This window comes from Aquitalea pelogenes (genome assembly GCF_001515305.1).
Taxonomy (GTDB): domain Bacteria; phylum Pseudomonadota; class Gammaproteobacteria; order Burkholderiales; family Chromobacteriaceae; genus Aquitalea; species Aquitalea pelogenes.
In genome coordinates, this window is sequence record NZ_LNQV01000002.1 from 101649 (window position 1) to 125464 (window position 23816).

Genomic DNA, 23816 nt, shown 5'->3' on the forward strand with positions numbered 1-23816 from the left:
AGAGCGGAGCGCCGTTCCGGGCCCGCATGCACTGTGCATCAGCAAGCGTGTTCCTGTTTGGCCTGATGTCCGGTGGCCTGATGTGGCGGATCCTGGCATTACGCAAGCCTGCGGCCGTCAACATGGCGCGATCCGGCGGTGATGATGGCTGTATTTGCCCTGTGCAGCCGGGCTGAGGGCTGGCAAGCTGACCTCTATCATTCCCGGGAGCCAACCATGCTGGAACTACGTCCGAATTGCGAACATTGCGGCTGCGCGCTGCCCGCCGACTCGCCGCTGGCGCATATCTGCTCGTTTGAGTGCACCTTCTGTGCCGACTGCGTGGCACTGCTACAGCATGCCTGCCCCAACTGTGGCGGCAACTTTGTACCACGCCCGATACGCCCCGCCACCGATACACGACATGGCAATGACTTGCAGCATTACCCTGCTGCCACTACCAGACGCTATCGCCCGGTGGACGTGGCCGCCCATCAGCAGTGGCTGGCGCAACAGCAGCAGCCGGAATAAAAAAGCCCGCACGGTGGCGGGCTCGATATGTCATGGCAGGCAATCAGTTTTGCTGCCAGATCAGCCGGGCAATGGCTGAAGAATCCAGCTCGCCCTCGCCTTGCTCAACCAGCTGGCCGATCAGGCCGGCCACACGCTCGGCCTCGGGCAAACGGATGCCCAGTTGTTGCGCGGTATCCAGCACAATGCCCATGTCCTTCAGGTGCAAGTGCGCCTTGAAGCCCGGCACATAATTGTCATCAATCATGCGCTGACCGTGGATATCCAGCACACGGCTCTGGGCAAAGCCACCCAGCAGGGCTTCACGCACCGGTGCCGGGTCCACCCCGCAGGCCTTGGCCAGCTTCATCACTTCGGCCACTGCAGCCACTCCCACACCAACCGCAATCTGGTTGCATGCCTTGGCCACCTGACCGGCACCGGAGTCACCGATGTGGGTGATGGTCTTGCCCATGGCTTCCAGTACCGGGCGAACCTTGTCCAGCGCAGCAGCCTTGCCGCCCACCATGATGGTGAGGGTACCGTTGACCGCCCCCACCTGACCGCCGGACACCGGGCAATCCAGGAAGTCGACACCGTGCTCGGCCAGTTGCCGGGCGATATCGCGCGCACCGATCGGCGAGATGGTGCTCATGTCCACGCAAACCAGACCGGCAGCCGCGCCATGTACTGCGCCTTGTTCGCCCAGCAATACCTGCACTACATCCTTGGTGTCGGAAACATTGGTGATCAGTACATCAACCTGTGCGGCAAGCTGCGCCGGGCTGTCTGCCCAGGTGGCCCCGGCTTCCAGTGCGGCGTTTGCCTTTTGCTGCTGACGCGACCACACCGACACGGCATGACCGGCTTTCAGCAGATTCAAAACACAGGGCAATCCCATGATGCCCAGCCCGATATAACCGACTTTCATATCTACTCCAGCAGTGTGCAGGGGGAAAGCATAAGATTACCGCAAAGCCGGGGGGCATGGCAGCGCTTTTGACGACAGACAAGGGCTGCCAGCATGAGGGGAGGATTTCAGCAACAGGGATGGTCAGGACTTGCTTTTACGGCTAGCCAGCCAGGATTCAAACTCGAAGTCGGCACCGGTGGCCTTGTTTTCCAGGAAGTAAACAAAAGCCAGGATTTCTGCCACCGCGCGGTAAAGCTCTTCCGGAATGTGACGGTCCAGATCCACCTGCATCAGCAGGGAAACCAGCTCCGGGGAGTCGTGCACAAACACGCCGGCATCCTTGGCCCGGTCGATGATGCGCTCGGCCAGCTGGCCATAACCCTTGGCCACCACGGTCGGCGAGCGCTGACCTTCGCGGTAAGCCAGCGCAACCGCTGATTTGCGGCCTTCTTCAGTCTTGGGTGACTGTGCCATTTTTCACCACCAGGTTGGCCAGGGTCAGCCCGGCTGCCGCCATGCCGGTTTGCAATTGCTCGGCATGTTGCTGGATCAGCCCGCTGGCTTCGTCTTCCTCGGCCACAAAGGAAACCTGCACATTCTGCCCCACCAGGCGCACACGCGCCGCCACACCACCCAGGGCTGGCAGCTTGAGCGACAGGGAGGTACTCCACACCCCGACTTCATCCGCCCCCAGGCTGCCGGTACGTTCGTTGGTGTGTTCCTGTTGTATTTGCAGCTGCATGGGCTGACCAGGCCAGGCATACCCATTCAGTTGCAGTTGCTGGTTTTCCACGATGTCCAGCTGGCGTTGCACCAGATTGGCCAGTTCGGGCGCCACCGTGCGCGGGCTCAGGCTGCTGGCACTGGCGGTGTTACTGCGGCTGTCGTGGCTGGCCAGATCCTCATTGAGCTTGCTGAGCAAGCGCGATTGCGGTTCCTGCTGCACCTGGGACAGGTTATGCCTCCCGTCCAGCCATTCCTTGAGGTGCGATTCATAAAACAGGCCGCTCTGACTGACGTTGTTCTTGAGGGTTTGCGCTGTCTCGGCAGGTTGCTGTTTGGCAACGTCCAGACTCAGGTCTGTCGCCGGCAAACCAGGCTTGCTGGTTTGCAGCATGCCGGTGAGGTATTTGGATGCCGGGCTGAGCTGCACTTCAACCGAGCCGTCCTGTGCTGCCTCGCTTGTTTGCTCCTGCAAGGCAAAGCTGAGGGTCGGGGCCAGCGTGGCCACCTTGAGCGACAGGTTGTTGCCGCTTACCGTCATGCCCTGCGGCACGATCAGGTTGAACAGGCTGTTCTTGATCAGTACCGACAGCTGCTGGCCATTATCCTTGCTGTCCACCACCTGGGCACTGACCTGCTCGCCCAGCATCAGCGGGGGGAGCTTGGCAGGTACAACACTGGCATCCAGCAGTGCCCGTCCGCCCTCCAGCAGCAGGCGTACCGAAGAGACCGTTTGCGGCGCAAGGGTTCCTGTGGCAGCGGTGGTGGGCAGGGATGGAATCATGAGGTGGAATTGTTCCGGTAGAGGGAAATGATCAACTCGGCCTCACTGCGTGAAATGCCACACTGGCTGGCTACCTCGGAGGCCGGAATGCCTTGCTTGATCATCTCGATCGCCTGGTTGTAAGGGCTGAGGCTGGCAGGCTCGCTGCGCGTTTGCTGTTCCAGCCGCGCCATCAGGCGTGACAAATCGCGCTGCAAGGTGCTGATTTGCTGCTGCTGCTGATCCAGATACATGGCCGTCAGGCTATCGCGACGGTTTTCCAGCAACTGCAAGCGCCAATACAGATAGCCGCAGACTGTGCACAAACCCAGCAGCAAGACCACGACGATATAGAAAAAGAGCGAACCGGACATGATAGGACCCCTCACGCAGCACTTTTTCTAAGTGTATGGTGAAACCGGCCGTAACCCAAGCCGCTCATTACGATGTATAGGTCTTGAGCAATCGGCTGTTCTGACTGACTGTCTGCATTTCCTCACGCATCTGCGCAATCCATTCGCTGATGCGTTGCTGCACGACCTGACGCTGGGCAATGACCTGTTCCAGTTGCAGCTTTTCAGACTGGGCAAGCTGGGCCAGATCGCTGCGGGAAGACATGAAAGCAGCCAGTTCGGCTTCTTGCTGTTCGGCCAGACGAATCACCAGCTCGAAATCGCGTGCATCACAGGCTGCCAGCGCTTGTGACAGCGTTTGCAACATGGTGCCGATTTGCTCAGACCGGGTCTGCGTATGCATGTCCTGGGTTCCGTGTGGCATCAGTAGGCATTACTGGCCGCACCTGCGGACATGCCGGAACGGTTCAGCTCTTGCCAGGCCGGCAGGATGGTTTCCAGCAGCCGGCGGACTTCGGCCAGGATTTCCAGGTCATTCTTGAGGTTGGCAATGCTCAGACGCTGCTTCATGTAGATGTACAGGTCGTTCAGATTATTGGCGGCATCGCTGCCTTGCTGCAAATCCAGCGACTCGCGCAGGCCATCAATGATGTCGATGGTTTTGGAAACCAGGCGCGCCTTTTCATCATAACGCTGGGCTTCAATGGCATAACCCGCCTGGTTGATGGCCTTGATGGCACCTTCATAGAGCAACACCACCAGGCCCACCGGGCTGGCACCGTAAACGGCAGCTTTCAGGGCATCGTCTTCATATGCCTTGTTGAACTGCTTGAGCATTTTGGAGTTCAGCATGTTTATTTACCGTTCTAAGCTGTCCTAGGCCAGCAGATTGGCCAGATTGCTGGTCGATTGCTGCATTTTCGACAATACGGCGTTCAACGCTGTGTATTGCTGGGTATACATGGTCTGACGTGCCGTCAATTTGGCACTCAGATTGGTTTGCAAACTGGTTTCCGACGTGATCAGGCTGTTGATGGATGACTTGCTGGTTTCTATCACCCCTTTCGGGCCTAGCAGATCATTCACCGCAGCACTGAGCCGATCACCAAAACCGGTACTGCTGCTGTTACCGAACAGGTTGGCCACCGCAGTAGGATTGGCACTGAGCGCCTTGTTGAAGGCGGTCTGGTCCAGCTTGAGCGTGCCATCTTTCTGGATGGCAATGCCCGCCTGTGCCAAGTAGGCATAGGATGTGGTGGCATCCACACCAGCCACCGGGGTACTCAGGATGCTGGTGAGCTTTTGCTGAATGGCCAGCACCGAGGCATTGGCCTTCAGGCTGCCGGAACGTGCAGAGTCTACCGCAGATTTCACCTGATTGTAGGCGTCGACAAAACTTTGCAGCGAACTGGTGATGCCGCTGCTGTCCGAGGTCATGGTGATGGTGGACTGACCCAGTTTGGTGATGTCCACATTGGCCCCGGAGATGACATTGGTCAGGTGGTTGCTGCCCGAGGATACGCTGACCCCGTTGACGGTGAGCAAGGCATCCGATGCTGCTGCAGATTCGCTGGCCGCTGTGGTGCTTTGCGTCAGGCCAAGCAAGGTGGAGCCGGACGTGCTACCCGAATCGGTCCCACCGGCGCTGATGGTGAAGGCATTGTCACTGCCGGAATTGGTCGAAGCCAGTACCAGTTTGTACTGGCCATTGTTCTGCACCACCGAGGCACTGACACCGGCCCCGCTCTGGTTGATGCGGTCGGAAATGGATTGCAGGCTGACCGTATCGCTGGCACTTGGTGTCAGGTTGATCACCGTACTGTTGCCACCCACCGTTAGCGTCAGCGAGGTTGGTGCTCCACTCAAGGTGGCCTTGGGGTCGGTAATGGCACTGCCGCCAAACTGGTCGAACACCAGTTGGCGCGATTTAGCCAGCTGTGTCACGTTCAAGGCATAGCTGCCGGCCGTACCACCGGTTGTGGTGGTGACGGTGGCAATGCTGGTGTCAGTGGAGCCGGCCTTGAACTGCTGCAGGAAGGCACCGGTGGACATCTTGCTGGCCGAACTTTGCAAGGCGGACAAAGCGGAGCTGATCTGACCGATCGAACTCAGTTGGGTATTGTATTTGCTGGAGCGCTGCTGGCTGGCTTGCAAAGGCTGCTGCTCAATGGTCATCAGCTGGCTGACGATAGACTGGACATCCAGCGTGCCGACACTAGTCGTGATTGAAGCCATCTGGCATTACCTCCCTTGCATGCGAGCGCTGCCGGACTCAGGCCTTGTCCTTGAGCAGCAAGCCCTTGAAATCGTCAATCGCCTTGGCAATGCGGATTGCATCTTCAGACGGGATCTGCCTGATGACCTGATGCGTCTCCTGATCCACCACCTTGACGACCTGGATATTGGTTTCCTTGTCGACCGAGAACTCCAGCTGGCTGGAATACAGCTTGGCCACATCGTTCAGTTGCTTGACTGAATTCTGCAATTCCAGTGGATCCGGCTTTTTCTGCTGAGTTCCGTCATTGGTGGCATTTTGTGCCTGGCTCTGGCCTACGGCAACTACGCCACCCGGGGTATTGGGTGTGACCGAGCTGGCGGTGGCATCAGCCGTGTTGCCCTGAGTCAGCTGGTTTTGCTGACGCGCCGTCGGCGTAGCCGTCAGCGGAAGGACAGGGTTGTTCGTAGATGATATTTGCATGGCAACGACTCCCGGACAAACGGCCCCGGTCAGCATGCTGACCGAGGCCGGCTCTTCAGCTTAGGCTATTACTGTAGCTTACTGCAGCAGAGTCAGGGCGGACTGGGACAGGGAGTTAGCCTGTTTCAGGATGGAAGTACCGGCCTGTTGCAGAATCTGGTTCTTGGTCAGGTTGGCAGTTTCCGACGCGAAGTCCACGTCCACGATACGGCTGTTGGCTGCTGTCAGGTTGGTTACGTAGTTTTGCAGGTTGGCAACCACAGCATCAAAACGGTTTTGTACGGCACCGAAGGTGGAACGGATGTTCGATACGGTACCGATGTCAGCGTCCAGAGCCGACAGCTGGGCCTGGGCACCGGTCTGGCTCAACACGTTGATGGTCGCGCTGTTGGTCAGCGAAGAGTTGTACGAGGACAACTGGGTGGTCAGGTCAGATGCCGATACCGATACGGTGTTGTCGGTCGAACCGGACGAACCCACCTGGAAAGTCAGCGTGTTACCACCAGACAGCAGCGAGGTGCCGTTGAACTGGGTGGTTTGTACGATACGCGAAATTTCCTGGGTCAGCTGGTCAACTTCTTTTTGCAGCTGCGAACGGTTAGTGTCGCTAACCGAGCCGTTGGAGGACTGGGTGGCGATTTCACGGATACGTTGCAGGTTGTTGGCAATCTGGCCCAGCGCGCCTTCAGCCGTCTGGCCTACGGAAATACCGTCGTTGGCGTTACGGATGGCCTGGTTGTTACCGCGAATGGCGGAGGTCAGGGTCTGGGAAATGGCCAGACCGGCAGCATCATCCTTGGCACTGTTTACGCGCAGACCGGAGGACAGGCGTTGCAAGGACAAATTCAGCGAGGTGCTGGAGTTGCTCAGGTTGTTCTGCGCGGTGAGCGACGCAATATTGGTGTTGACGGTAAGTGCCATGATGATTCTCCTTAGAGCATTCGGGGGGGCGACTGTGTGGGCCTTGACTAGTTATCGACCCCCCGTAGGCAAACTTTAGTACCGGGATGATTATTTTTTTACAAGCTGCCCGGAAAGTGCCTGCTGCCAGTCATCCAGGTGATCCTCGATCCAGTAATGCCGGTCCACCCAGGCACGCAGGGCATCTCCTTCCCGATAGGCGCTATCCAGATCATGCACACGGCTGCGGATGGCCTCGACCCACGCCTCGGTGGTGTTGGGCACGCGGCACACCGGTGCGTCATTGGTACGATACGGATAGATATCGGTGCAGATGACCGGCCAGCGCATCACACCGTATTCCAGCAGGCGCAGATTGCTCTTGGATTCGTTGAACGGGTTGACTTCCAGCGGTGCAATGGCCAGGTCCAGATTCAGGCGGGCCATTTTTTCCGGGTATTCCTGGAAAGAGACACAAGGGTGTTCTTCCGCGATGTATGGCCGCATTTCCGGCAGGCACATGCCCATGAATACCCACTCGACTTCATCTGCCGTTTGCTTGACCACATCGATGATCAGCGACAGGTCGCCCTGATGCTGCTGGGCCCCCACCCAGCCTACCCGTGGCTTTTTCCCTTGCCCGCGCAATGAAGACACCTTGCCCCACATATGCCGTGCCAGACGGTTAGGCACCACGCGGATATCTGCAATCATGTCGCGGCAGGCGTCGGCCAGGGGCTCGGTAGACACCACCAGGGTGTCAAAATGCTTGAGCATGGCACGCAGACGCGGGCGGGCATCAGGCATGGTCTTGCGCCATACCCGGTTGAGAATGCTCTTCTCCGGCAGTGCGCCTACCAGGTCATCCAAACCGAATACCAGACGCAGGTCCGGCATGAATTCACGGTATTGCTTCACGGCATGCAAAATGCCATCGGTCAGCATGGTGTGAATCAGCAAGGCGTCCGGGTTGAAACGTGCCATCTCCACCACCGACAGCAGCGGCGCGGCACCTTTCTCGGGCGAGATCATGGCGACATCCAGCCGCCCGCCTTCTTGCAGGGCATGGAAGGGCAAGGAAACGCGGTACTCGCCGCTGCCACCCGGAATGGGCAGGCCCAGCACCTTGTAACGGCCAGCCTGGTGCGGCAGCCAGTTCACATCCCGTGTCGGCTCGAACGCCATGTCCTTGGTACGGAAAGTCAGGTGTCGGTTGTAGGCCGGGTCACGCGCCAGCTGTGGCAGCCAGCGCTTGAGCACCACGGCCAGTTCCTGCTGCTCGCGCACGGCGGCGGCCAGGGCAATCGCAGGCTCATAAGTGAGCTTGCCGATACTCTTGGCATGGTGGTGCACCATGGTGATATAGGGTGTGAACACGTTCAGCAAGCCCTGCTGTTGCAGCTTGAGGCAGAAGTCCACGTCGTTGAACAGCACGGTGAGCTGCTCGGCATCAAAGCCGCCGACTGCCTGATACTTCTCGCGCGAGACCATCAGGCAGGCAGCAGTGACGGCGGAGTAATTCTGCTCGGTCAGCAGGCGATTCATATAGCCCGGCGTGTCCAGTTCCGACTTTTCAAACACGTGGTCGGCCACCGACAGCACACCTCCGGGCAAGCCCAGCACAATACCGGCATGCTGGATGCTGCCGCTTTCCGGATACACCAGCCGGATGCCCACGGCACCCACTTCCGGACGCTGGGCAATGCCTATCATCCGCTCCAGCCATTCCGGCTGGATGATTTCGGTGTCGTTATTGAGCAGGACAATGTATTCACCACGCGCCTGTTCCACCCCCAGATTGCACTGGGCGGAGAAATTGAAGGGCTGCGGGTAATCGATGATGCGGACCTGCTCCGGGTAATCCTGCTGCAAGTCCTGGTAGAAGCGGAAGGTATCCGGGTCTTGCGAGCCATTGTCGACGATCAGCAATTCGAAATGACGATAGCCGGTGCGGGCAAACAGGCTTTCCACGCATGGCTGCAGGTATTCCATCTTGTCCCGGGTGGGGATGATGACAGAGACCAGTGGCGTGCCGCTGACCTGGTATTCCACATGCAGGGTGTTGTCGGCATAGCCGTTGACCACACTGGCAGCAATCCCCAGACGCTGCAGGTGATTTTCCAGCGCCACCTGGCGCGCAGCCTCGCGCTGATGCTGCACACCCAAGGGTTCGGCTGGCAGGTGCATCAGTACCTCGTCGATATGCTGCACCACGTTCAGGCCGAAGTTTTCGGCCAGACGCAGCAGGTGGTTCCAGCATTCGCAAGCCGGGTAGGGTTCGAAACCGCCCAGACTGGCCAGCCCCTGATAGGACAGCGCCACGGCGGCACCGACATAATCCTGCGCCCGCAGGTAATCCAGCGAGAAGTCCGGCTTCAGTTGCGGCAGTACGCGGCACTCAGGCTGGGTATAGCTGTCATGGTCGGTGTAAATGGCCAGCGCTTGCGGCTGGGCGTGGATGGTGTCACCCATGCGCAAGAACAGCTGTGGGGCAGGCATGGCGCCGGCCGGCAGCAGCATTACCCAGTCAGCCGGCACTTCGCCCAGCAAACCGTTGAGCGCCATGGTGAACAGCTGCGGGTCATCCAGCGTGTCCAGCTGCAGCCAGCCCAGGGTGTCGTTCTGGCTGAAAATGGGGTCCGGCATGTCCCAGTCGGCAATGACAATCAGCTTCCAGTTTTTGTACAGCTGCTGTTGCAGGGCATCGATGGTATTGGCCAGCAGCTCGGCTTCGCTGGCGCGGATGGTCATCAGCATCAGGAACTGCGGCCGCTGCTGCCACTGCATCAACATGCGCTCGGCCATCATTTCGGCGTCGATTTCACGCAGCTGATGCAATTTGTCCCAGTTTTGCCAGGCGCGATAAGTATTGGGCCACATCAGTTGCAGGCGCTGGCTTTCCACCACGCCATGCTGATCGGGATGATAGCCAGCCAGGGGTTCGAGCAAGGGCGTGGGCAACACTTCGCGCAGCAGGTCCACCCAGCGGTAGGCCTGGCTTTCCAGTGTGGCGTAGCGCAGCAGGTACTCTTGCGAGGCTTGTTGCAGCTTGCGCCGGTGCTCGGCGTCATCAATCAGCCGTGACAGCGCCGCATCCCAGCTGGCGGTATCGTTGCCAACCACTTCGGCCAGCCCCAGTGCCTTGGCCTCGCGATACGCCGGTACGTCGCTGAGCACGCAGGCGGCACCAACTGCGGTGTACTCCAGCCATTTGAGGTCCGACTTGGACTCGTTGAACACGGTGTCTTCCAGCGGTGCGATACCGATGTCGATTTCCAGCCGGTTCAGTTCCTTCATGTATTCAACATAAGTGACCGACTTGCCGACCACCTTGACGTTGGCCGCCCCCTCCAGGCCATGCAGGCTGCAACCCCAGAACACAAACTGCACCAGATGGGCGTATTTCTGCTGGATGTTGAGCAAGGCCTGGCCGATGACCTTCATGTCGTCGGCATGGGTGGATGTGCCGGCAAAACCGATGGTAATCGGTGCATCCGGCCCCTTGGGGCTGCGTTGCAGGCTGGCGTAACGGCTGACCGACAAGGCATTCGGAATGAGGTGGACATTCGGGTTCAGCTCACGCAGCCGTACTGCCAGCGGTTCGGTGCTGGCGCTGACTGCGGCAAACAGGTGCAGTTTGTCACGCCAGAAACGCAGCAGGCCGTAAGGGTCGAATTCGTAGAACTGGCGGTGCGAGGCCGGCATGCCGGGCAACCAGTCGTCCGCTTCGAAAATCATGGTTTTGCCGCTGGCAAAACACTTGTTGAGAAAATCGATGTTGCGTTCGCTCAGAATGCCGCGCTGGATGATGAAGACATCAGCCCATTGCACCATGGTGTCGATGTCAAATTCCTCCCGGCGGCAGGCATAGGCCGAGTTGCCCGGGAAGTAGGCGGTATCAATCCACGGTGACAGCAGCGTGAGGGCATCGTGCAGGCGCAGGCGCATGCAGGCACCATCCAGGAAGTCACCGGACAAGACCCCTACCCGCAAACGCTGCTTGGGCAAGGCCGGCGCTTCTGGCATGAGCGTGGGTGCGGGCAACTGGCGCTCGGTGCGTCCGGATTTGCCAATGGCCAACTGGACTGCAACATTGGCATAGGACTTGGCCTGCACCCGTCCCTGGGTGCTGGTGATGAAGTCTTGTAATTCGCGCAGGAAATCCTGATGGATGGCGTCGTAATGGGCACGCACCTTGTGTACGGTCGCCTTGGCATGGGCAATGGCTTCCGGGCTGTCGCCCCAGGCTACGCCGTCATCCCCCAGGTAGCTGTGCTGCGGCTTTTCCAGGGTCAGCGGGTTGGGCAGATAGACTACCGGGCAACCACAGAGCAATGCCTCGAAGCAACCGGTGGAGTGCTCGTAGGTGTAAAACAGCTCGGCCTGGCGATACAGCGCGGCCAATTCCCTGGCGCTGCGAATCTTGCCGCGGAAGGAAATTTCAGTAGCATCAGCCACCACGTCGCCAGGTACGCCGCCCTTTTCCAGAAAGCGATGCAGCCACACCAGCTTGCCATGGCGCTGGCCAACACCATCGGCGTTATATACCCGGGTATCAATCAGCGGTACTTGCAGCAAGGTAGCTGACCAGCCATCGGGCACGATGTCCCAGCCGTGGGTATACACCATGTCACTGGCCGCCCAGCCCAGCTTGTCCAGCGGCGTGTTAGACAGCCGGCCGGGATAATTCAGCAGGTAGCGCACCACATGACGGGCCTGCAGCGGGTTGCCACGGATGATTTCCGGATAGATGACCACCGGCTCACGTCCGGCCTCGCGATGTGACTGATAGATCTCTTGTGTCAGCACCTGTGTATTCAGTCCATGGCTGGCATCCTGGTGCATGACATAGGCGTCCTGCCCTGCTTCGTTCAGCCAGTGGCACAAATGGTAGAGCGCACGCACACCGCCGGAGGTTTCACGGTACGGTGGCGCATAGATGTAATAGGGTGCGTTGGCGTGTTGAACAGTTGCGGACAGGGTTTGAGACATACAGGCCTCGAAAGGAAATGGGTGTGAACGACTTACGCACGTGCGAGATAGAAATCCTGGATCGCCAGGCAGACTCGCCGGACTTGCTCCATGGTCATCTCGGAATACAGGGGCAGGCGCAGCAGCTGGCCAGCCATTGTGCTGGTTACCGATAATGCGCCGCTGGTACGGGCAAAGCGTTGCCCGGCCGGAGAGTCATGCAAGGGGACGTAGTGGAATACGGCGGCGATGTTTGCTTGCTGCAAATGCCGGATCAGCGCGGTACGCTCTTCCATGCTGCTGCACAACAGGTAAAAGATATGGCCGTTTTCCGGGCGATTGCCCGGTGACAGCGGCAGACGGAACAAACCACGGGCGGCCAGCGGCTCCAGCAGGCTCAGGTATTTGCCGTACAGCGCGCGGCGATGGGCATTGATGCGCTTGGCCTGCTCCAGCTGGGCATACAGGAAGGCCGCACTCAATTCGCTGGGCAAAAAGGAGGAACCGATGTCCACCCAGGTATACTTGTCTACTTCGCCACGGAAGAATGCCTTGCGGTTGGTACCCTTTTGCCAGATCACTTCTGCCCGGTCGATCAAGGCCGGATTATTGATCAGCAATGCCCCGCCCTCGCCACAAATGATGTTCTTGGTTTCATGAAAGCTCAGGCAGCCCAGATCCCCGATGGTCCCGAGCGAACGCCCTTCGGACTGGGCCAGAATGGCTTGTGCCGCATCTTCGATCAGCAACAGGCCATGGCGTTGGCAGATGTCCTTGAGGGCCTCCATGGCGCAAGGCTGGCCGGCGTAGTGCACGGCAACAACGGCCTTGGTACGCGGGGTAATGGCGGCCTCGACCAGGGTTTCATCCAGATTGAGCGTATCGGGCCGGATGTCGATGAATACCGGGATACCACCGCGCAGCACAAAAGCATTGGCAGTGGACACAAAGGTGAAGGACGGCATGATGACTTCATCACCCGGGCCGATATCGGCCAGGATGGCCGCCATCTCCAGCGCAGCAGTGCAGGAATGGGTCAGCAGGGCCTTGGGCGTGCCCAGATGCTCCTCCAGCCAATGCTGGCATTTGCGACTGTAAACACCGTCCCCGGCGATGGAACTGCTCATCACCGCCTGTGCGATGTAAAACAGCTCCTTGCCAACAATAAAAGGTTTGCCAAAAGGTATACGCGGAAGCGTCATGCCGCTACTTTCTGGAATAGTCCAAATAATTTGTAACCCAGCATTGCTTGATGAACATCATCAACGGTCAGTGCTTGCGGATCAGCCAGACGCTGATGCGTCAATTGCTGCCAGGCATCGGCTATCTCTGCGTCGGGATAAGCTTTTACCCGGTCCAGCTCGCTGATATATGTTTCCAGAAAGTGCATTTCAAACCCTGCCGCTTGCATCATGTCAGTCAAGGTCTCTGCTTCGAAATAGCTCCAGTGACCATGACAGATATTATTGTTACGGCTGCCTTCCATGGTAATCAGCAAGCTGCGGAAGTTGGGAACCTGTACCACGAGCCAAGCGCCCGGACGCATGTCCTGCGTCAGCCGCGCCAAAAATGCCAGCGGGTCTGGCAAATGCTCCAGCACGTCCAGCATCAATACTGCGTCATAGTTTGTCCAGCCCGAGGGCAGCAGGCAAGGATATTCGCCACAAATGGCGTCCAGCCCCTGTTGCTGGCAGTAGGCAACGGCTGCCGGGTTGATTTCCACACCATGTGCAATCCAGCCAGCCGCTTTGGCAGCGCGTAGCAGTGCACCTGTTGAAGAACCGATGTCCAGCAACTTGCCCCGTTTCACCATACTATCAAGTCGCTGCACCACGTAGCGTGCTTTTTCTTGCTCCAGCGCGGCGTAATGTGGATCGATTTTCAATGCCAGATTGGCATCAGAAGCCTGGCTGGCCTGGTAACGCTGTCTGTCGAAATTGCTGTTGATGACATCCCGGCTGTAGACCAGCCTGCACTGTGCACAACGGAGCAAATGCATGCCATGCGCCTGCAACAGCAGGCTTGCACCAGCAGACGGTGCCTGACAGCGGGGACAATCGCGCACAAAACTGGCACCTGGCAAAAACTGTCCTTGCTCATCCAGCAAGCTGCTGAACGCCTCATGCTCTGCCTGCCGCAAGGCGGTATTTGATGGGGCCAGTGCAGCGCGAAATCCAGGCTTCAACGCCGCATCGAAACTGTTTTTGTCCACGAAAACTCCCAGGGGTGAAGAGCAGGATCAGCCATTACCATCCAGCCGATCGATTCTAGTGCTGATACCGTGCCAGCAGGGTGGCCATTTCATCCAGCGTCAGGCCACTGAGCGCCTGGGCGGTGATGTCCTCAAAGCAGCTGAAACGCTCTTCGACCGCCATCAGGAAGCCCACCACACTGAAGGAGTCGATCTGTTCGAACAGGGGCAGGTCTGCTTGCAGATCGGTCTTGCCTTCGGCACGCAGGTAATCGCTTATCCAGTTGCGTATTTCTTCCATCTGTTTTTTTCCTTGCAAGCACAGCAGACCGGTCTGCTGGCTCAGGGTAGTTGTACCGAGCGGATGCCCATGCTGACATAGCGTCCGCCATCAGCTACCTGGTCCTTGATCACGCAGCCCACGCCGATGGAGCAATGACGCCCGACCACGGCACCGGGGAGGATGACGCACTGCGCACCAAAGATGGTGTGCGCGCCGATCAGCACATCACCTTCCACCTTGTTGCGCGGGCCATCTGCCTGCTGCTGGTAGTCGTCGCTCTTGGTGAAAACGCTGACATGGGTGGAGAAACCGACGCCCTCCTCCAGCACGATGCGCCCTCCGGTTCCGCCCAGAAAGCAGAATGGGGAAATATGGGTACGCGGGCCGATGTCCACCCGGCCGGTAAGGATGGCAAAGTCGTCGATGCGCGCACCATCGCCGATATGGCCGTCAATGACATAAAACACGGCACGGCGTGATACCCGCACGCCTTCGCCTACGGTATGAAAGCCAATGGCCAGCAGTTCTTCGCGACTGAGCAATTCCATGGGCAGGCTTAGATGAACAGGTCGAAATCGGACACGCTATCCACCACCTCACCGGCGGCCATGCGTTCGAGCAGCAGGTTGGATTCGTGGCGGATGCAATGGAAGGTGCAATGACGCGCCGGGTCCACCCGGTTCATCACCGTCTTGCGCCGATCGCCCTGCCACAGCTCTTCCAGCGACACCTTGGCAATGTCGCCGATGCGCATGTTGAGGTTGCCGCGATGATAAGGGCAAACATAGGCACCACTGGGGGTGATGACGGTGCGCAGCTCGGCGGTCAGGCAGCGGTTGTAGGGCTTGATCTGGGTGCCGACCCCGCGCAGGGCTTCTTCCAGCGTGAATGGCGCGATGATCTTGAAATTGTCATCTGCCAGTTCGTGAATGGCCTTGAGGTTGCGATTGACCAGATCCACCACCGACAGGTCCTGCTGCTGCAGGAAGTGCATCATGTCGAATGCGGGTTTGACTTCGAAATAGTCGCAGCCGATGTCCTTGGCCAGCTGCGCAGCTTTTTCGATGTCGACCGCATTGGTACGGTGCAGGCTGCCGTCCGGATTGAACTTGGATAACAGCAGGAAGGAATAACCGAGCAGACCCTTCTTGCTGGCGGCCATCTGCCGCATGTTGTCGATCACCAGATTGAACTGCGACTTGCCGCTGGCATGGGGGCGGAATTCGGCGAATACCTCTTCGCTGCCGGCATCCACCGACACCCGCAGCCAGCTGGTCATGTTGATGCACTGGTCCATGTAGCGTGGCATCAGGGTGCCGTTGGTGGTGACGCCCACCTTGATGCCTGCCTGATAGAGGGACTCCACCAGCGCACCGAATTTGGGATGCGCCATCGGCTCACCGCCGCCAATCAACACCACGGCACGCACGCCGTGCTGGGCGAATTCCTCAGCCAGGCGCAGCAGTCGTTCGTTATCGATACCGCCCTGGTTGAGCAAATTGGCACTGATGCAGTCATGGCAAGCCAGATTGCACGCCGTCGTGGGGTCCAGCTCCACCACAAACGGTGCGCTATTGCTTTTGTTCCACAGGAATTTGTTGATGAACTCCTGTACCGACTCCTGCTTCAGCTTTTCGACCAGCGAAAGCGGACGGGATATCTGACCCATGGACTCACTCCTTGATGACCCGCTGTGCTGGCTTGCAGCCCGCTCACACCGGGTAAATGTCCCCCGTGCATGGCACGCGGGATGTTTGTTCAGTAAATGATGGCAGCCTTGGGCAGGGAGTAGGTATCCAGCGCCCGGATGCCCCCTTCGCGCCCTACGCCGGAATCGGCAAAACCGCCCACCGGCAACTCCGGCAGCCAGAATTCCGGATCGGCATTGACCCAGATCCGTCCGACACGTAACTGCCGGACAGCCTGCAAGGCCGTGCTGCTTGCCGCCGTCCAGACATAGACGGCCAGCCCATACTGGTTATCGGCAACAATGGCATTAAATTGACTGGCCGCGACACGACAAATGGTGATGACCGGGCCGAACAGCTCCTGCTCACGCAAGGCAGAGTCCGGTGCCACATGGTCGATCAGCACCGGGCCGAGGAAATGGCCAGGGCCATCCAGCCGGGAGCCGGGCAAGGCGACGCCCCCCTGTGCCAGACCGGCTTGCACCAGCGACTGAATGCGCTGCTTGTGTGCCAGGGTGATCATGGGCTGCAATCCCTCGGGCACGGCATCGCTGCTGCTGGCAGGAAAACGACGCTGCAAGGCCTGCTGCAGCTGGCTGACAAACTCATCGGCCACTGCCGGGTCCACCAGCACATGGGTGCCGGCAATGCAGGCTTGTCCGCCATTGCGCAAAGCCCCGGCAATCACGCCGTCGGCCGCAACGGCCAGGTTGGCATCGGGATACACCAGCACCTGGTTGTTGCCACCCAGCTCGGCCGTCACCCGCTTGCCGCAGCTTGCCGCGGCGGTTTCGATGGCACGGCCGGTAGCGGTGGAGCCGACAAAGGCAATCATGTCGACCGCCGGGTGACGGGTGAGTGCCTGACCGGCTTCCTTGCCCACGCCGTACACCACCTGCACCACATCGGCAGGAAACAAGGGGTTCTGCTGCAAATGGGCGACCAGCAGGGCCAGCGAGCCGACCGCCAGTTCACTAGGCTTGAGAATGACGCAGCAACCGGCGGCCAGCGCAAAGGGCATGCGCTCGGCGGTGGTGATCAGCGGGTAATTCCACGGCACAATCAGCCCCACCACCCCCATCGGCTCGCGCAGTGTCAGGGCCAGTCCGCTACCGGTGGCACTGCCCAGGGTTTCGGTATGCTCCACACGCGCCAGGGCGGCGGCATATTCCCACAGTCCGGCAGCACCGGCCACCTCGCCACGGGCGGTGGCCAGCGACTTGCCGGTATCGGCCGCTTCGGCGGCGGCAAAGGCTTCCAGTTGCTCGCGCAGGTGGCGGGCGACACTCAGCAGGGCCTCGCTACGCCTGGCGGCAGGCAGGGTACGCCAGTGCTGGAAAAATGCCTGCCGGGCACGTTGGCATATCTGGTCAATCTGCGTGGCATCGGTACAGGCATGGTGCGCAACGGCAGTGCCGGTACGCGGGTCGTGAGTCAACAGCATTTGTGTCATTGCACCGCCTGATAGCTGATCAGCCGCTTGATGGGCTTGCCCGAAGCGGTACGCGGAATGCTGTCCACCGCCTGCACCTGATCCGGCCGCTGCACCTGTGGCAGCGCGCCATTGAACAGACGAATCAGTGCATCTCGAATGGCTTCGGCATTGCCATCGGCGCGCGGAATGAAAAACACATCGTAGGTTTCACCCCAGAACAGGTCCGGCTTGCCCACTGCATAACACTCTTCGCACAGGTCCGCCGCATGGACCATGTCTTCGATTTCGGAGAGATTGATGAGCTCGCCACCCTTCTTGATGGAGTCTTTGCGACGGCCGGAGACAAACAGTTCGTTTGCTTCCAGATGGCCCAGGTCCCCGGTGCGGAAAGGCTGGCTGCGATCGAAGGGTTCGATATGGCCGTCTGCCCCCAGATAGCCAAGCGCCATGTAAGGCGACTGCACCAGCAGTTCTCCATCAGCCTGACTGTCGATGCTGACGCTGACCCCCGCCATGACCTGCCCCACCGAGAAAGGAGCACTCTGGCCGTGACCGATGGTAAACGAGCCACCCAGTTCGGTAATGCCGAAGCAAGGGCGGATTTCCACACCACACACCTTAAGAAACTCGTCCTTGATGGCCGGATACAGAATGGAGCTGGTGGAAATGACGCTGGCGCGTTGCAGGGGTGCCAGATCAGCCTTGAAGAACTTGTAGGTCTTGCTCAAGGAGGCGGCCATGGTGGGGGACAGGTACAGATAGTCTGGCTGATGACGTGCCACATCCTCCCAGAAGCCGCCCATGGATTTGGCGCTAAAGCGCGGGCAAACCGCAATGCAACCACCACTCATCAGGGGGCAGGCAAACAAGTTGAACAGACCGGCGTTATAGAACATCGGCCAGTTGTGCAGGGTGATCTGCCCCGGCTGCTGCCCCACCGCACTGGCAAATGCCCCCGCAGCGGCAAAGAAATTGCCCAGCGATTGCACAATGCCTTTGGGCGCGCCGGTGGTGCCGGAGGAAAACACCACCAGGAATGGCTGGTCCATATCCCCCTGTGCCACGCAGTCCGGCAGACTGTTGTCCAGTGAATAGGCCAGCTGGTCGTAGGAGGTGATGCTCATCGCAGCACTGACCACCTGGCGGGTCTTGTTGAGCTGGGCGACGGTAATGTCCGGGTCCACCGGGCAGGCAGTCATGCCACCCAGCGCCAGCGCCAGCATCAGTTCCAGGTACTCCGGCCGGTTCTCCAGCCCGATGACGATACGGTCGCCATGGCGGGCACCTTGCTGCACCAGGTGGTTCAGCAGGCGGATGGCCCGGTCAAGGAACTCACCATAGCTGACACTGACGCCGTCATGCAGAATCAGCGGCTGCTCGCGCCGCGGCGCGAAAATGGCATCAAAGAAATCATATCGAACCGAAGACATTACCTTCTCCATATCTAGGCCGTGCCAGCAAAGCCGGGCCGGACTCAGGCCGTGGTAGTGGCAGACAACAAGGCCAGCAGCACGGCAGTGACATCATTCATGCCCGCTTCGGCCGTGGCCGGGTCGAAATTCACCGTGGCACTGCCTCCCTTGCCTGCCGCCCAGTTCACCACCAGGCACAGATGGACATAAGGCAGGTTCATTTCACGGGCGAGGCAGGCCTCCGGCATGCCGGTCATGCCGACAATATCGGCACCATCCCGCTCCAACCTGAGGATTTCCGCTGCGGTTTCCAGCCGCGGGCCCTGGGTGCAGGCATACACGCCCTGATTCACCGCCGGTTTGCCACTGGCATTGACGGCGGCAATCAGCTTGTTACGCAATGCATCGTCGTAAGGATTGCTGAAGTCGACATGCACGACCGGCCGCTCCGGGCCATCAAAAAAGGTGTGCTTGCGACCCCAGCTGTAGTCGATGATGTTGTCCGGCACCACCAGGGTGCCCGGCCCCATGTCGGCGCGGATGCCACCGACCGAGCCGATGGACAGGATGCCCTTGACGCCCTGGTTGTGCAGCGCCCAGATATTGGCGCGGTAATTGATTTCGTGCGGGGCCAGCGAGTGACCGTGACCGTGACGGGCAATGAACACCACGTTTTGCTGGCCGATATGGCCGAATGTCAGTGCGCAGGACGGGTCGCCATAGGGTGTGCGCACCACCTGACGATGGGTTACTTCCAGTAAGGGCAGCTTGGCCAGGCCGCTGCCTCCGATGATGGCCAACATAGTCGGTCCCCCCTTGTAATGACATGGCGTCAATGCAAACGCCATGCCGCTTGGTTTTTACCGCATTATGGCTGAATCGGACGGGGGGATAAATTGCTTTATCCCCGGACAGGGCAAACCGGGAGTGATTTGCCGGAGGAAAACCATCAGCCCGGCAGATGGCATCAAGCGGCTGCAGCCGCTTAATCGGCGCGCAACAGCAGCCAGGCCGCCACCGCGACAATCAGCAAGGCAATGGCCTTGCCAACCCATGCCGTCCAGTGCTGGCCGGTTTCAAGGCAAGCCTCGGCCGGATTGGCCGGGTTGTAATACACCCGTACCTGCGCGCCTGCCGGATAGCGCGCCAGAATGGCCGCCACTTCCTGCTGGCTGCGGCTGTAGCCGGGATTGGGAAAGCGGCGGTTGCCGGACTGGTAGGTTTTACCCTGCACCTGATACTGATACCGCAGCTGCGGGAAATATTCCCAGGTATTGTCGCGATCGCCGCCGGCATTGACCTGACGCTGTTCCTGACGGCTTTCCAGCACGCTGCCCACCGCACTGGGCCAACTGGCCGACGCATCGCCCTTGGCACCCAGCCACCACAAATAAGCGAAGGCGGCCAGCCCGGCCAGCAGCATCAGGCCTTGCAGCAGTTTCTCAACCATGGACACCAGCCCTCAGCCGCCGCACATGGCGCCAGCGTTGCAGCAAGCGGTCACACAAGGCCCAGCCGAACAAGGTGCTGAGCGCCGCCAGAATGAAACGGCCACTGCCGATGCTGCTGTCGCCCTCGCGGATCAGCACCGAGCGCGCCGGTTCTTGCGGGTTGTAATACACCACCACGGCCTTGCCGGTGGGAAAGCGCCGTGTCAGGTCTTCGGCACTGCTGTGATCGCCGGGCAAGGCAGTGGCAAGCGCATACAGCTGGTCGCCGTGATAGACCTCGCCATTCACGGTGTAGAGGTACTGCACGTAAGGCTCCCAGCGGGTCTGGTCCGGATGCCCTTCCGGGCTGCTGACCATGATGCGGCTGGATTCCACATGACCGGGAGCAGCCTGCCAGTGCCGTACGGCCTGGGCCGGGTCCAGCAGCAGGTTGATGAGGCCCATCAGGCTGAGCAGGAATGCCAGCATCAGGATGGAAGTTTGCCAACGCGGGGAAAGATGCATGATGGACAGGTTCAGACGGCCGTACCGTGACTTTCAAACCAGGTGGTGAGAATGGCCTGGGCGGCAACCTGGTCCAGCGCCGGTTTCTGCTTGCGGCCACGCACGCCGGCCTCGGCCAGCATGGATTCGGCAATCACCGAGGTCAGCCGCTCGTCCACCAGCCACACCGGCAGGCCAAAGCGCCCTTTGAGCCGATTGGCAAAGCGCCGTGCCAGCTGGGTCATCTGGTGTTCGGTATCGTCCTGATGCATGGGCAGGCCCACCACCAGCTGGGCCGGCTGCCATTCGTCGATCAGCTTGCCGATGGCGGCAAAGCGGGCGTCGGTCACCTCGGTATCAATGGTCAGCAGCGGGTGGGCGATACCCAGCATGGTTTCGCCCATGGCCACACCGATACGACGTTCGCCAAAATCAAAAGCCAGTACCGTTCCCTCAGGCATGACCGACATCTCCGGACAGCAGGGACGGGTCAAACCCCAGCAAGGCCATGGCGGCGTCGTAACGCGACTCGGCGGGAAGATCAAACAGGATGTCCGGATCGGCCTTGACGGTAAGCCAGCTGTTGTCGCTGATTTCCTGCTCCAGCTGCCCGGCCGACCAGCCGGCATAACCCAGGGTCAGCAACATGCGCTGCGGGCCACGCCCTTCGGACACGGCAATCAGCACATCCTTGGAGGTAGTGAGCGCCAGCTCGTCCTTCACCACCAGGCTGGACTGCCAATGCCCCGCCGGAGCATGCAGCACAAAGCCGCGATCCGGTTGCACCGGACCGCCGAAGAACACCGACTCGCCGCGCAAGGGGTCGATCTCCAGCGGCAGGTCGATCTGGTCGAACAACTGTGCCATGGCAATGCCCGAAGGCTTGTTGACAATCAGGCCCATCGCCCCGTGGTCGCCATGCTCGCACAGGTACACCAGCGAGCGGGCAAACAGCGGGTCGGCCATATTGGGCATGGCAATCAGAAAGTGATCGGTGAGCGATAACGGTTCCATGAGGGCATTATGGCACAACACTTCTGACAAAAGTTCTGCCACGCCACAACAGCAGCCGCACCCTTGTCTTGCAGCAAAAGCAAACAAAAGCCGCCACCCTGATAAAATGCCGCGGTTGCTTCTTAATTCTTGCGAGAACGCCTTGCGCCTCACCCACGTCAAACTGTCCGGCTTCAAGTCATTTGTCGATCCCACCAGCATTCCGGTCCCCGGCCAGCTGGTAGCCGTGATCGGCCCCAATGGCTGTGGCAAATCCAATGTGATTGACGCGGTGCGCTGGGTGCTGGGCGAATCCAGCGCCAAGCAGCTGCGCGGCGAGTCGATGCAGGACGTGATTTTCAACGGCTCCTCCACTCGCAAACCGGTCAGCCGTGCCTCGGTGGAACTGGTGTTCGACAATGCCGACGGCCAGCTTACCGGCCCGTGGGGGCAATATGCCGAAGTCGCCATCAAGCGGGTACTGACCCGCCAGGGCGAATCCAGCTATTACATCAACAACCAGCAGGTGCGCCGCCGCGACATTACCGACCTGTTCCTCGGCACCGGCGTGGGTGCGCGTGGCTATGCGGTGATCGAACAAGGCATGATCTCGCGCATCATCGAAGCGCGGCCGGAAGAACTGCGTGCCTATCTGGAAGAAGCCGCCGGGGTGTCCAAATACAAGGAACGCCGCCGCGAGACCGAACACCGCATTGCCGATACCCGCGCCAATCTGGAACGCATCGAAGACCTGCGCCAAGAACTGGAACGCCAGGTGGAACGGCTGAGCGAACAGGCCGAAGTAGCCGCCCAGTACCACGACCTGCGCGGCACCCTGACCCACAAGCAGAACCTGCTGGCACTGGCCCGGCGCGAAGAAGCCGGCCGCAACGAAGCCCATGCCCGCGCCGAACTGTCGCGCATCGAAACCGAAGAAGCCGCCATGGAAGCGGCACTCACCCATCTGGACACCGAGCTGGAAACCGTGCGCGAAAGCCACTACGCCGCCAGTGACGCGGTGCACGAAGCCCAGCAGCAACTGTTTGAAGCCAATGCCGCGCTGGCGCGGCTGGAAGAACAACAACGCCATCGCCAGCAAAACCAGGTACGGGTAGAGCGCGAACTGGCCAGTGCCCGCAATGAGCGCCAGCAACTGGCGGAGAGTCGCCAGCAGGCCGCCATGGAGCTGGACGACTGGTTGCCACGGCGCGAAGAAGCACAAATGCGGCTGGAAGAAGCCCAGATGGCACTGGAAGACGGTGCCGACCTGCTGCCCAGTGCCGAAGCCGAATTCCGCGCCAAGGACCAGTTGCAAGCACAAATGCTGGCACAGCAAGCCAACCTCACCCGCGAACGCGATCTGGCCCGGCAAAAGGGCGAACACCAGCGCCGCACGCTGGAACAGCTGGCCAGCCGCCAGCAAGCCCTGCAACGCGAGCTGACCGAACTGAACCTGCCCGACCAGGACCAGCAAGCCGCCGCCCAGGCCGAAGTCGAGCGCGCACGCGCCGCACTGGACGCTGTGCGCGCCCGCGTGGTGGCCGATGAAGCCAAGCTGGCCGATCTGGCTGCCGAGCGCGAAAAGCTGGATGAACAACTGGCACAGCACGCGCCGAACTGGCGCGCGCCGAAGCCGAAGTCGCCGCGCTGGCCGCCGTGCTGGCACGCGAAGCTGCCGGAGAAAAACTGGGCGACTGGCTGCACCAGCAAGGCCTGGCCGATGTCCCGCAGCTGTGGCAGGCAGTACAGGTTGCGCCACAGTGGCAAACCGCGCTGGAAGCCGTGCTGGGCGAACGGCTCAATGCCCGTGCCGCCTCCAGCCAGCACATTCCCCCCGCCGCACTGACCCTGGTGGATGGTCAGGCCGCTCCCTTGCACAGCCCGGCTCAGGACTGGCCGCAGCTGCTGGATCAACTGACCGCCAGCGCACCTTTTGACGCCGCACTGCAAGACTGGCTGGCAGGCGTCTACCTGGCCGATGACCTGGCACAGGCCATCAGCCGTCGTGGCCAGCTGCGCGCCGGCGAATGCCTGCTCACCCCGCAGGGCCATCGGATCAGCGCCAGCAGC

At 60.1% G+C, this 23816-nt stretch carries 23 protein-coding genes and 2 pseudogenes; 3 read left to right on the forward strand and 22 right to left on the reverse strand.

Features of this window, described 5'->3' with window-relative positions; genetic code table 11:
- Nucleotides 1-216 precede the first annotated feature (216 nt).
- Entirely contained in the window at nucleotides 217-510 is a 294-nt protein-coding gene (locus tag AWT75_RS01530; RefSeq protein WP_062786481.1) for a DUF1272 domain-containing protein, read from the forward strand.
- 43 nt (nucleotides 511-553) lie between these two features.
- Here AWT75_RS01530 and AWT75_RS01535 read toward each other — a convergent pair whose 3' ends face one another.
- The 22 genes from AWT75_RS01535 to AWT75_RS01640 all read right to left on the reverse strand — a co-directional run bounded on the left by AWT75_RS01535 (nucleotide 554) and on the right by AWT75_RS01640 (nucleotide 21767).
- A complete protein-coding gene (locus tag AWT75_RS01535) occupies nucleotides 554-1420 on the reverse strand; it encodes an NAD(P)-dependent oxidoreductase (RefSeq protein WP_062786485.1) in 867 nt (288 codons plus the stop codon).
- A gap of 123 nt (nucleotides 1421-1543) precedes the next feature.
- Entirely contained in the window at nucleotides 1544-1876 is a 333-nt protein-coding gene (locus AWT75_RS01540) for an EscU/YscU/HrcU family type III secretion system export apparatus switch protein (protein ID WP_045846814.1), read from the reverse strand.
- Nucleotides 1854-2909 (reverse strand): flagellar hook-length control protein FliK, encoded by a 1056-nt coding sequence (gene fliK, locus AWT75_RS01545; RefSeq protein WP_045846813.1) that lies wholly within the window; start codon nucleotides 2907-2909, stop codon nucleotides 1854-1856. The genes AWT75_RS01540 and fliK overlap by 23 nt, the downstream gene beginning before the upstream one ends.
- Entirely contained in the window at nucleotides 2906-3262 is a 357-nt protein-coding gene (locus AWT75_RS01550; protein WP_062786489.1) for a DUF2802 domain-containing protein, read from the reverse strand. Before AWT75_RS01550 ends, fliK begins: the two co-directional genes overlap by 4 nt.
- A gap of 67 nt (nucleotides 3263-3329) precedes the next feature.
- On the reverse strand, nucleotides 3330-3644 hold the full coding sequence (locus tag AWT75_RS01555; RefSeq protein ID WP_131355929.1) for a hypothetical protein: 315 nt from the start codon (nucleotides 3642-3644) through the stop codon (nucleotides 3330-3332).
- A gap of 20 nt (nucleotides 3645-3664) precedes the next feature.
- Nucleotides 3665-4093 (reverse strand): flagellar export chaperone FliS, encoded by a 429-nt coding sequence (gene fliS, locus AWT75_RS01560; protein WP_062786496.1) that lies wholly within the window; start codon nucleotides 4091-4093, stop codon nucleotides 3665-3667.
- Nucleotides 4094-4117: 24 nt separating this feature from the next.
- Nucleotides 4118-5476, reverse strand: coding sequence for a flagellar filament capping protein FliD (fliD, locus tag AWT75_RS01565; protein WP_062786499.1), 1359 nt, complete (start codon nucleotides 5474-5476; stop codon nucleotides 4118-4120).
- A gap of 37 nt (nucleotides 5477-5513) precedes the next feature.
- Complete coding sequence (locus AWT75_RS01570) at nucleotides 5514-5939, reverse strand: flagellar protein FlaG (RefSeq protein WP_062786502.1); 426 nt, start codon at nucleotides 5937-5939, stop codon at nucleotides 5514-5516.
- Nucleotides 5940-6017: 78 nt separating this feature from the next.
- Nucleotides 6018-6860 (reverse strand): flagellin N-terminal helical domain-containing protein, encoded by an 843-nt coding sequence (locus AWT75_RS01575; RefSeq protein WP_062786505.1) that lies wholly within the window; start codon nucleotides 6858-6860, stop codon nucleotides 6018-6020.
- Between the two features lie 90 nt (nucleotides 6861-6950).
- Nucleotides 6951-11831: a glycosyltransferase gene (locus tag AWT75_RS01580; protein ID WP_062786508.1), complete on the reverse strand. Its 4881-nt coding sequence runs from the start codon at nucleotides 11829-11831 to the stop codon at nucleotides 6951-6953.
- A gap of 32 nt (nucleotides 11832-11863) precedes the next feature.
- On the reverse strand, nucleotides 11864-13012 hold the full coding sequence (gene rffA, locus AWT75_RS01585) for a dTDP-4-amino-4,6-dideoxygalactose transaminase (RefSeq protein ID WP_062786512.1): 1149 nt from the start codon (nucleotides 13010-13012) through the stop codon (nucleotides 11864-11866).
- On the reverse strand, nucleotides 13009-14022 hold the full coding sequence (locus AWT75_RS01590; RefSeq protein ID WP_045846805.1) for a class I SAM-dependent methyltransferase: 1014 nt from the start codon (nucleotides 14020-14022) through the stop codon (nucleotides 13009-13011). The genes rffA and AWT75_RS01590 overlap by 4 nt, the downstream gene beginning before the upstream one ends.
- Nucleotides 14023-14077: 55 nt before the next feature.
- Entirely contained in the window at nucleotides 14078-14302 is a 225-nt protein-coding gene (locus AWT75_RS01595; protein ID WP_045846804.1) for a hypothetical protein, read from the reverse strand.
- Nucleotides 14303-14343: 41 nt separating this feature from the next.
- Complete coding sequence (locus tag AWT75_RS01600) at nucleotides 14344-14832, reverse strand: acyltransferase (RefSeq protein WP_045846803.1); 489 nt, start codon at nucleotides 14830-14832, stop codon at nucleotides 14344-14346.
- An 8-nt stretch (nucleotides 14833-14840) separates the two neighbouring features.
- A complete protein-coding gene (locus AWT75_RS01605) occupies nucleotides 14841-15953 on the reverse strand; it encodes a radical SAM/SPASM domain-containing protein (RefSeq protein WP_045846802.1) in 1113 nt (370 codons plus the stop codon).
- An 89-nt stretch (nucleotides 15954-16042) separates the two neighbouring features.
- A complete protein-coding gene (locus tag AWT75_RS01610) occupies nucleotides 16043-17425 on the reverse strand; it encodes an aldehyde dehydrogenase family protein (protein WP_062786516.1) in 1383 nt (460 codons plus the stop codon).
- Entirely contained in the window at nucleotides 17422-18837 is a 1416-nt protein-coding gene (locus tag AWT75_RS01615) for a class I adenylate-forming enzyme family protein (RefSeq protein ID WP_062786520.1), read from the reverse strand. The genes AWT75_RS01610 and AWT75_RS01615 overlap by 4 nt, the downstream gene beginning before the upstream one ends.
- A gap of 44 nt (nucleotides 18838-18881) precedes the next feature.
- On the reverse strand, nucleotides 18882-19622 hold the full coding sequence (locus tag AWT75_RS01620; RefSeq protein WP_062786523.1) for an S-methyl-5'-thioinosine phosphorylase: 741 nt from the start codon (nucleotides 19620-19622) through the stop codon (nucleotides 18882-18884).
- Nucleotides 19623-19804: 182 nt separating this feature from the next.
- On the reverse strand, nucleotides 19805-20269 hold the full coding sequence (locus tag AWT75_RS01625; protein ID WP_062786526.1) for a DUF3592 domain-containing protein: 465 nt from the start codon (nucleotides 20267-20269) through the stop codon (nucleotides 19805-19807).
- On the reverse strand, nucleotides 20262-20774 hold the full coding sequence (locus AWT75_RS01630; protein WP_062786529.1) for a DUF3592 domain-containing protein: 513 nt from the start codon (nucleotides 20772-20774) through the stop codon (nucleotides 20262-20264). The genes AWT75_RS01625 and AWT75_RS01630 overlap by 8 nt, the downstream gene beginning before the upstream one ends.
- A gap of 11 nt (nucleotides 20775-20785) precedes the next feature.
- On the reverse strand, nucleotides 20786-21223 hold the full coding sequence (gene ruvX / locus AWT75_RS01635; protein WP_062786532.1) for a Holliday junction resolvase RuvX: 438 nt from the start codon (nucleotides 21221-21223) through the stop codon (nucleotides 20786-20788).
- Complete coding sequence (locus AWT75_RS01640; protein WP_062786536.1) at nucleotides 21207-21767, reverse strand: YqgE/AlgH family protein; 561 nt, start codon at nucleotides 21765-21767, stop codon at nucleotides 21207-21209. The genes ruvX and AWT75_RS01640 overlap by 17 nt, the downstream gene beginning before the upstream one ends.
- Nucleotides 21768-21909: 142 nt before the next feature.
- On the opposite strand from AWT75_RS01640, the pseudogene AWT75_RS23915 reads away from it, so the two are divergent.
- Nucleotides 21910-22615 (forward strand): annotated as a pseudogene (locus tag AWT75_RS23915) (chromosome segregation SMC family protein); the annotation flags it as partial.
- A gap of 913 nt (nucleotides 22616-23528) precedes the next feature.
- Nucleotides 23529-23684: pseudogene (locus AWT75_RS23920) on the forward strand (hypothetical protein); the annotation flags it as partial.
- Nucleotides 23685-23816: the final 132 nt, after the last annotated feature.

Bases quoted from the DNA above. Each gene is read 5' to 3' on its own strand.
- AWT75_RS01535 (WP_062786485.1), bottom strand. From the start codon at position 1,420: ATGAAAGTCGGTTATATCGGGCTGGGCATCATGGGATTGCCCTGTGTT.
- AWT75_RS01615 (WP_062786520.1), bottom strand. From the start codon at position 18,837: ATGTCTTCGGTTCGATATGATTTCTTTGATGCCATTTTCGCGCCGCGG.
- AWT75_RS01620 (WP_062786523.1), bottom strand. From the start codon at position 19,622: ATGTTGGCCATCATCGGAGGCAGCGGCCTGGCCAAGCTGCCCTTACTG.
- AWT75_RS01605 (WP_045846802.1), bottom strand. From the start codon at position 15,953: ATGGGTCAGATATCCCGTCCGCTTTCGCTGGTCGAAAAGCTGAAGCAG.
- AWT75_RS01630 (WP_062786529.1), bottom strand. From the start codon at position 20,774: ATGCATCTTTCCCCGCGTTGGCAAACTTCCATCCTGATGCTGGCATTC.
- AWT75_RS01550 (WP_062786489.1), bottom strand. From the start codon at position 3,262: ATGTCCGGTTCGCTCTTTTTCTATATCGTCGTGGTCTTGCTGCTGGGT.
- AWT75_RS01540 (WP_045846814.1), bottom strand. From the start codon at position 1,876: ATGGCACAGTCACCCAAGACTGAAGAAGGCCGCAAATCAGCGGTTGCG.
- AWT75_RS01610 (WP_062786516.1), bottom strand. From the start codon at position 17,425: ATGACACAAATGCTGTTGACTCACGACCCGCGTACCGGCACTGCCGTT.
- AWT75_RS01640 (WP_062786536.1), bottom strand. From the start codon at position 21,767: ATGGAACCGTTATCGCTCACCGATCACTTTCTGATTGCCATGCCCAAT.
- fliD (WP_062786499.1), bottom strand. From the start codon at position 5,476: ATGGCTTCAATCACGACTAGTGTCGGCACGCTGGATGTCCAGTCTATC.
- AWT75_RS01555 (WP_131355929.1), bottom strand. From the start codon at position 3,644: ATGCATACGCAGACCCGGTCTGAGCAAATCGGCACCATGTTGCAAACG.
- fliK (WP_045846813.1), bottom strand. From the start codon at position 2,909: ATGATTCCATCCCTGCCCACCACCGCTGCCACAGGAACCCTTGCGCCG.
- AWT75_RS01570 (WP_062786502.1), bottom strand. From the start codon at position 5,939: ATGCAAATATCATCTACGAACAACCCTGTCCTTCCGCTGACGGCTACG.
- AWT75_RS01625 (WP_062786526.1), bottom strand. From the start codon at position 20,269: ATGGTTGAGAAACTGCTGCAAGGCCTGATGCTGCTGGCCGGGCTGGCC.
- AWT75_RS01580 (WP_062786508.1), bottom strand. From the start codon at position 11,831: ATGTCTCAAACCCTGTCCGCAACTGTTCAACACGCCAACGCACCCTAT.
- AWT75_RS01530 (WP_062786481.1), top strand. From the start codon at position 217: ATGCTGGAACTACGTCCGAATTGCGAACATTGCGGCTGCGCGCTGCCC.
- rffA (WP_062786512.1), bottom strand. From the start codon at position 13,012: ATGACGCTTCCGCGTATACCTTTTGGCAAACCTTTTATTGTTGGCAAG.
- AWT75_RS01595 (WP_045846804.1), bottom strand. From the start codon at position 14,302: ATGGAAGAAATACGCAACTGGATAAGCGATTACCTGCGTGCCGAAGGC.
- ruvX (WP_062786532.1), bottom strand. From the start codon at position 21,223: ATGTCGGTCATGCCTGAGGGAACGGTACTGGCTTTTGATTTTGGCGAA.
- fliS (WP_062786496.1), bottom strand. From the start codon at position 4,093: ATGCTGAACTCCAAAATGCTCAAGCAGTTCAACAAGGCATATGAAGAC.
- AWT75_RS01575 (WP_062786505.1), bottom strand. From the start codon at position 6,860: ATGGCACTTACCGTCAACACCAATATTGCGTCGCTCACCGCGCAGAAC.
- AWT75_RS01600 (WP_045846803.1), bottom strand. From the start codon at position 14,832: ATGGAATTGCTCAGTCGCGAAGAACTGCTGGCCATTGGCTTTCATACC.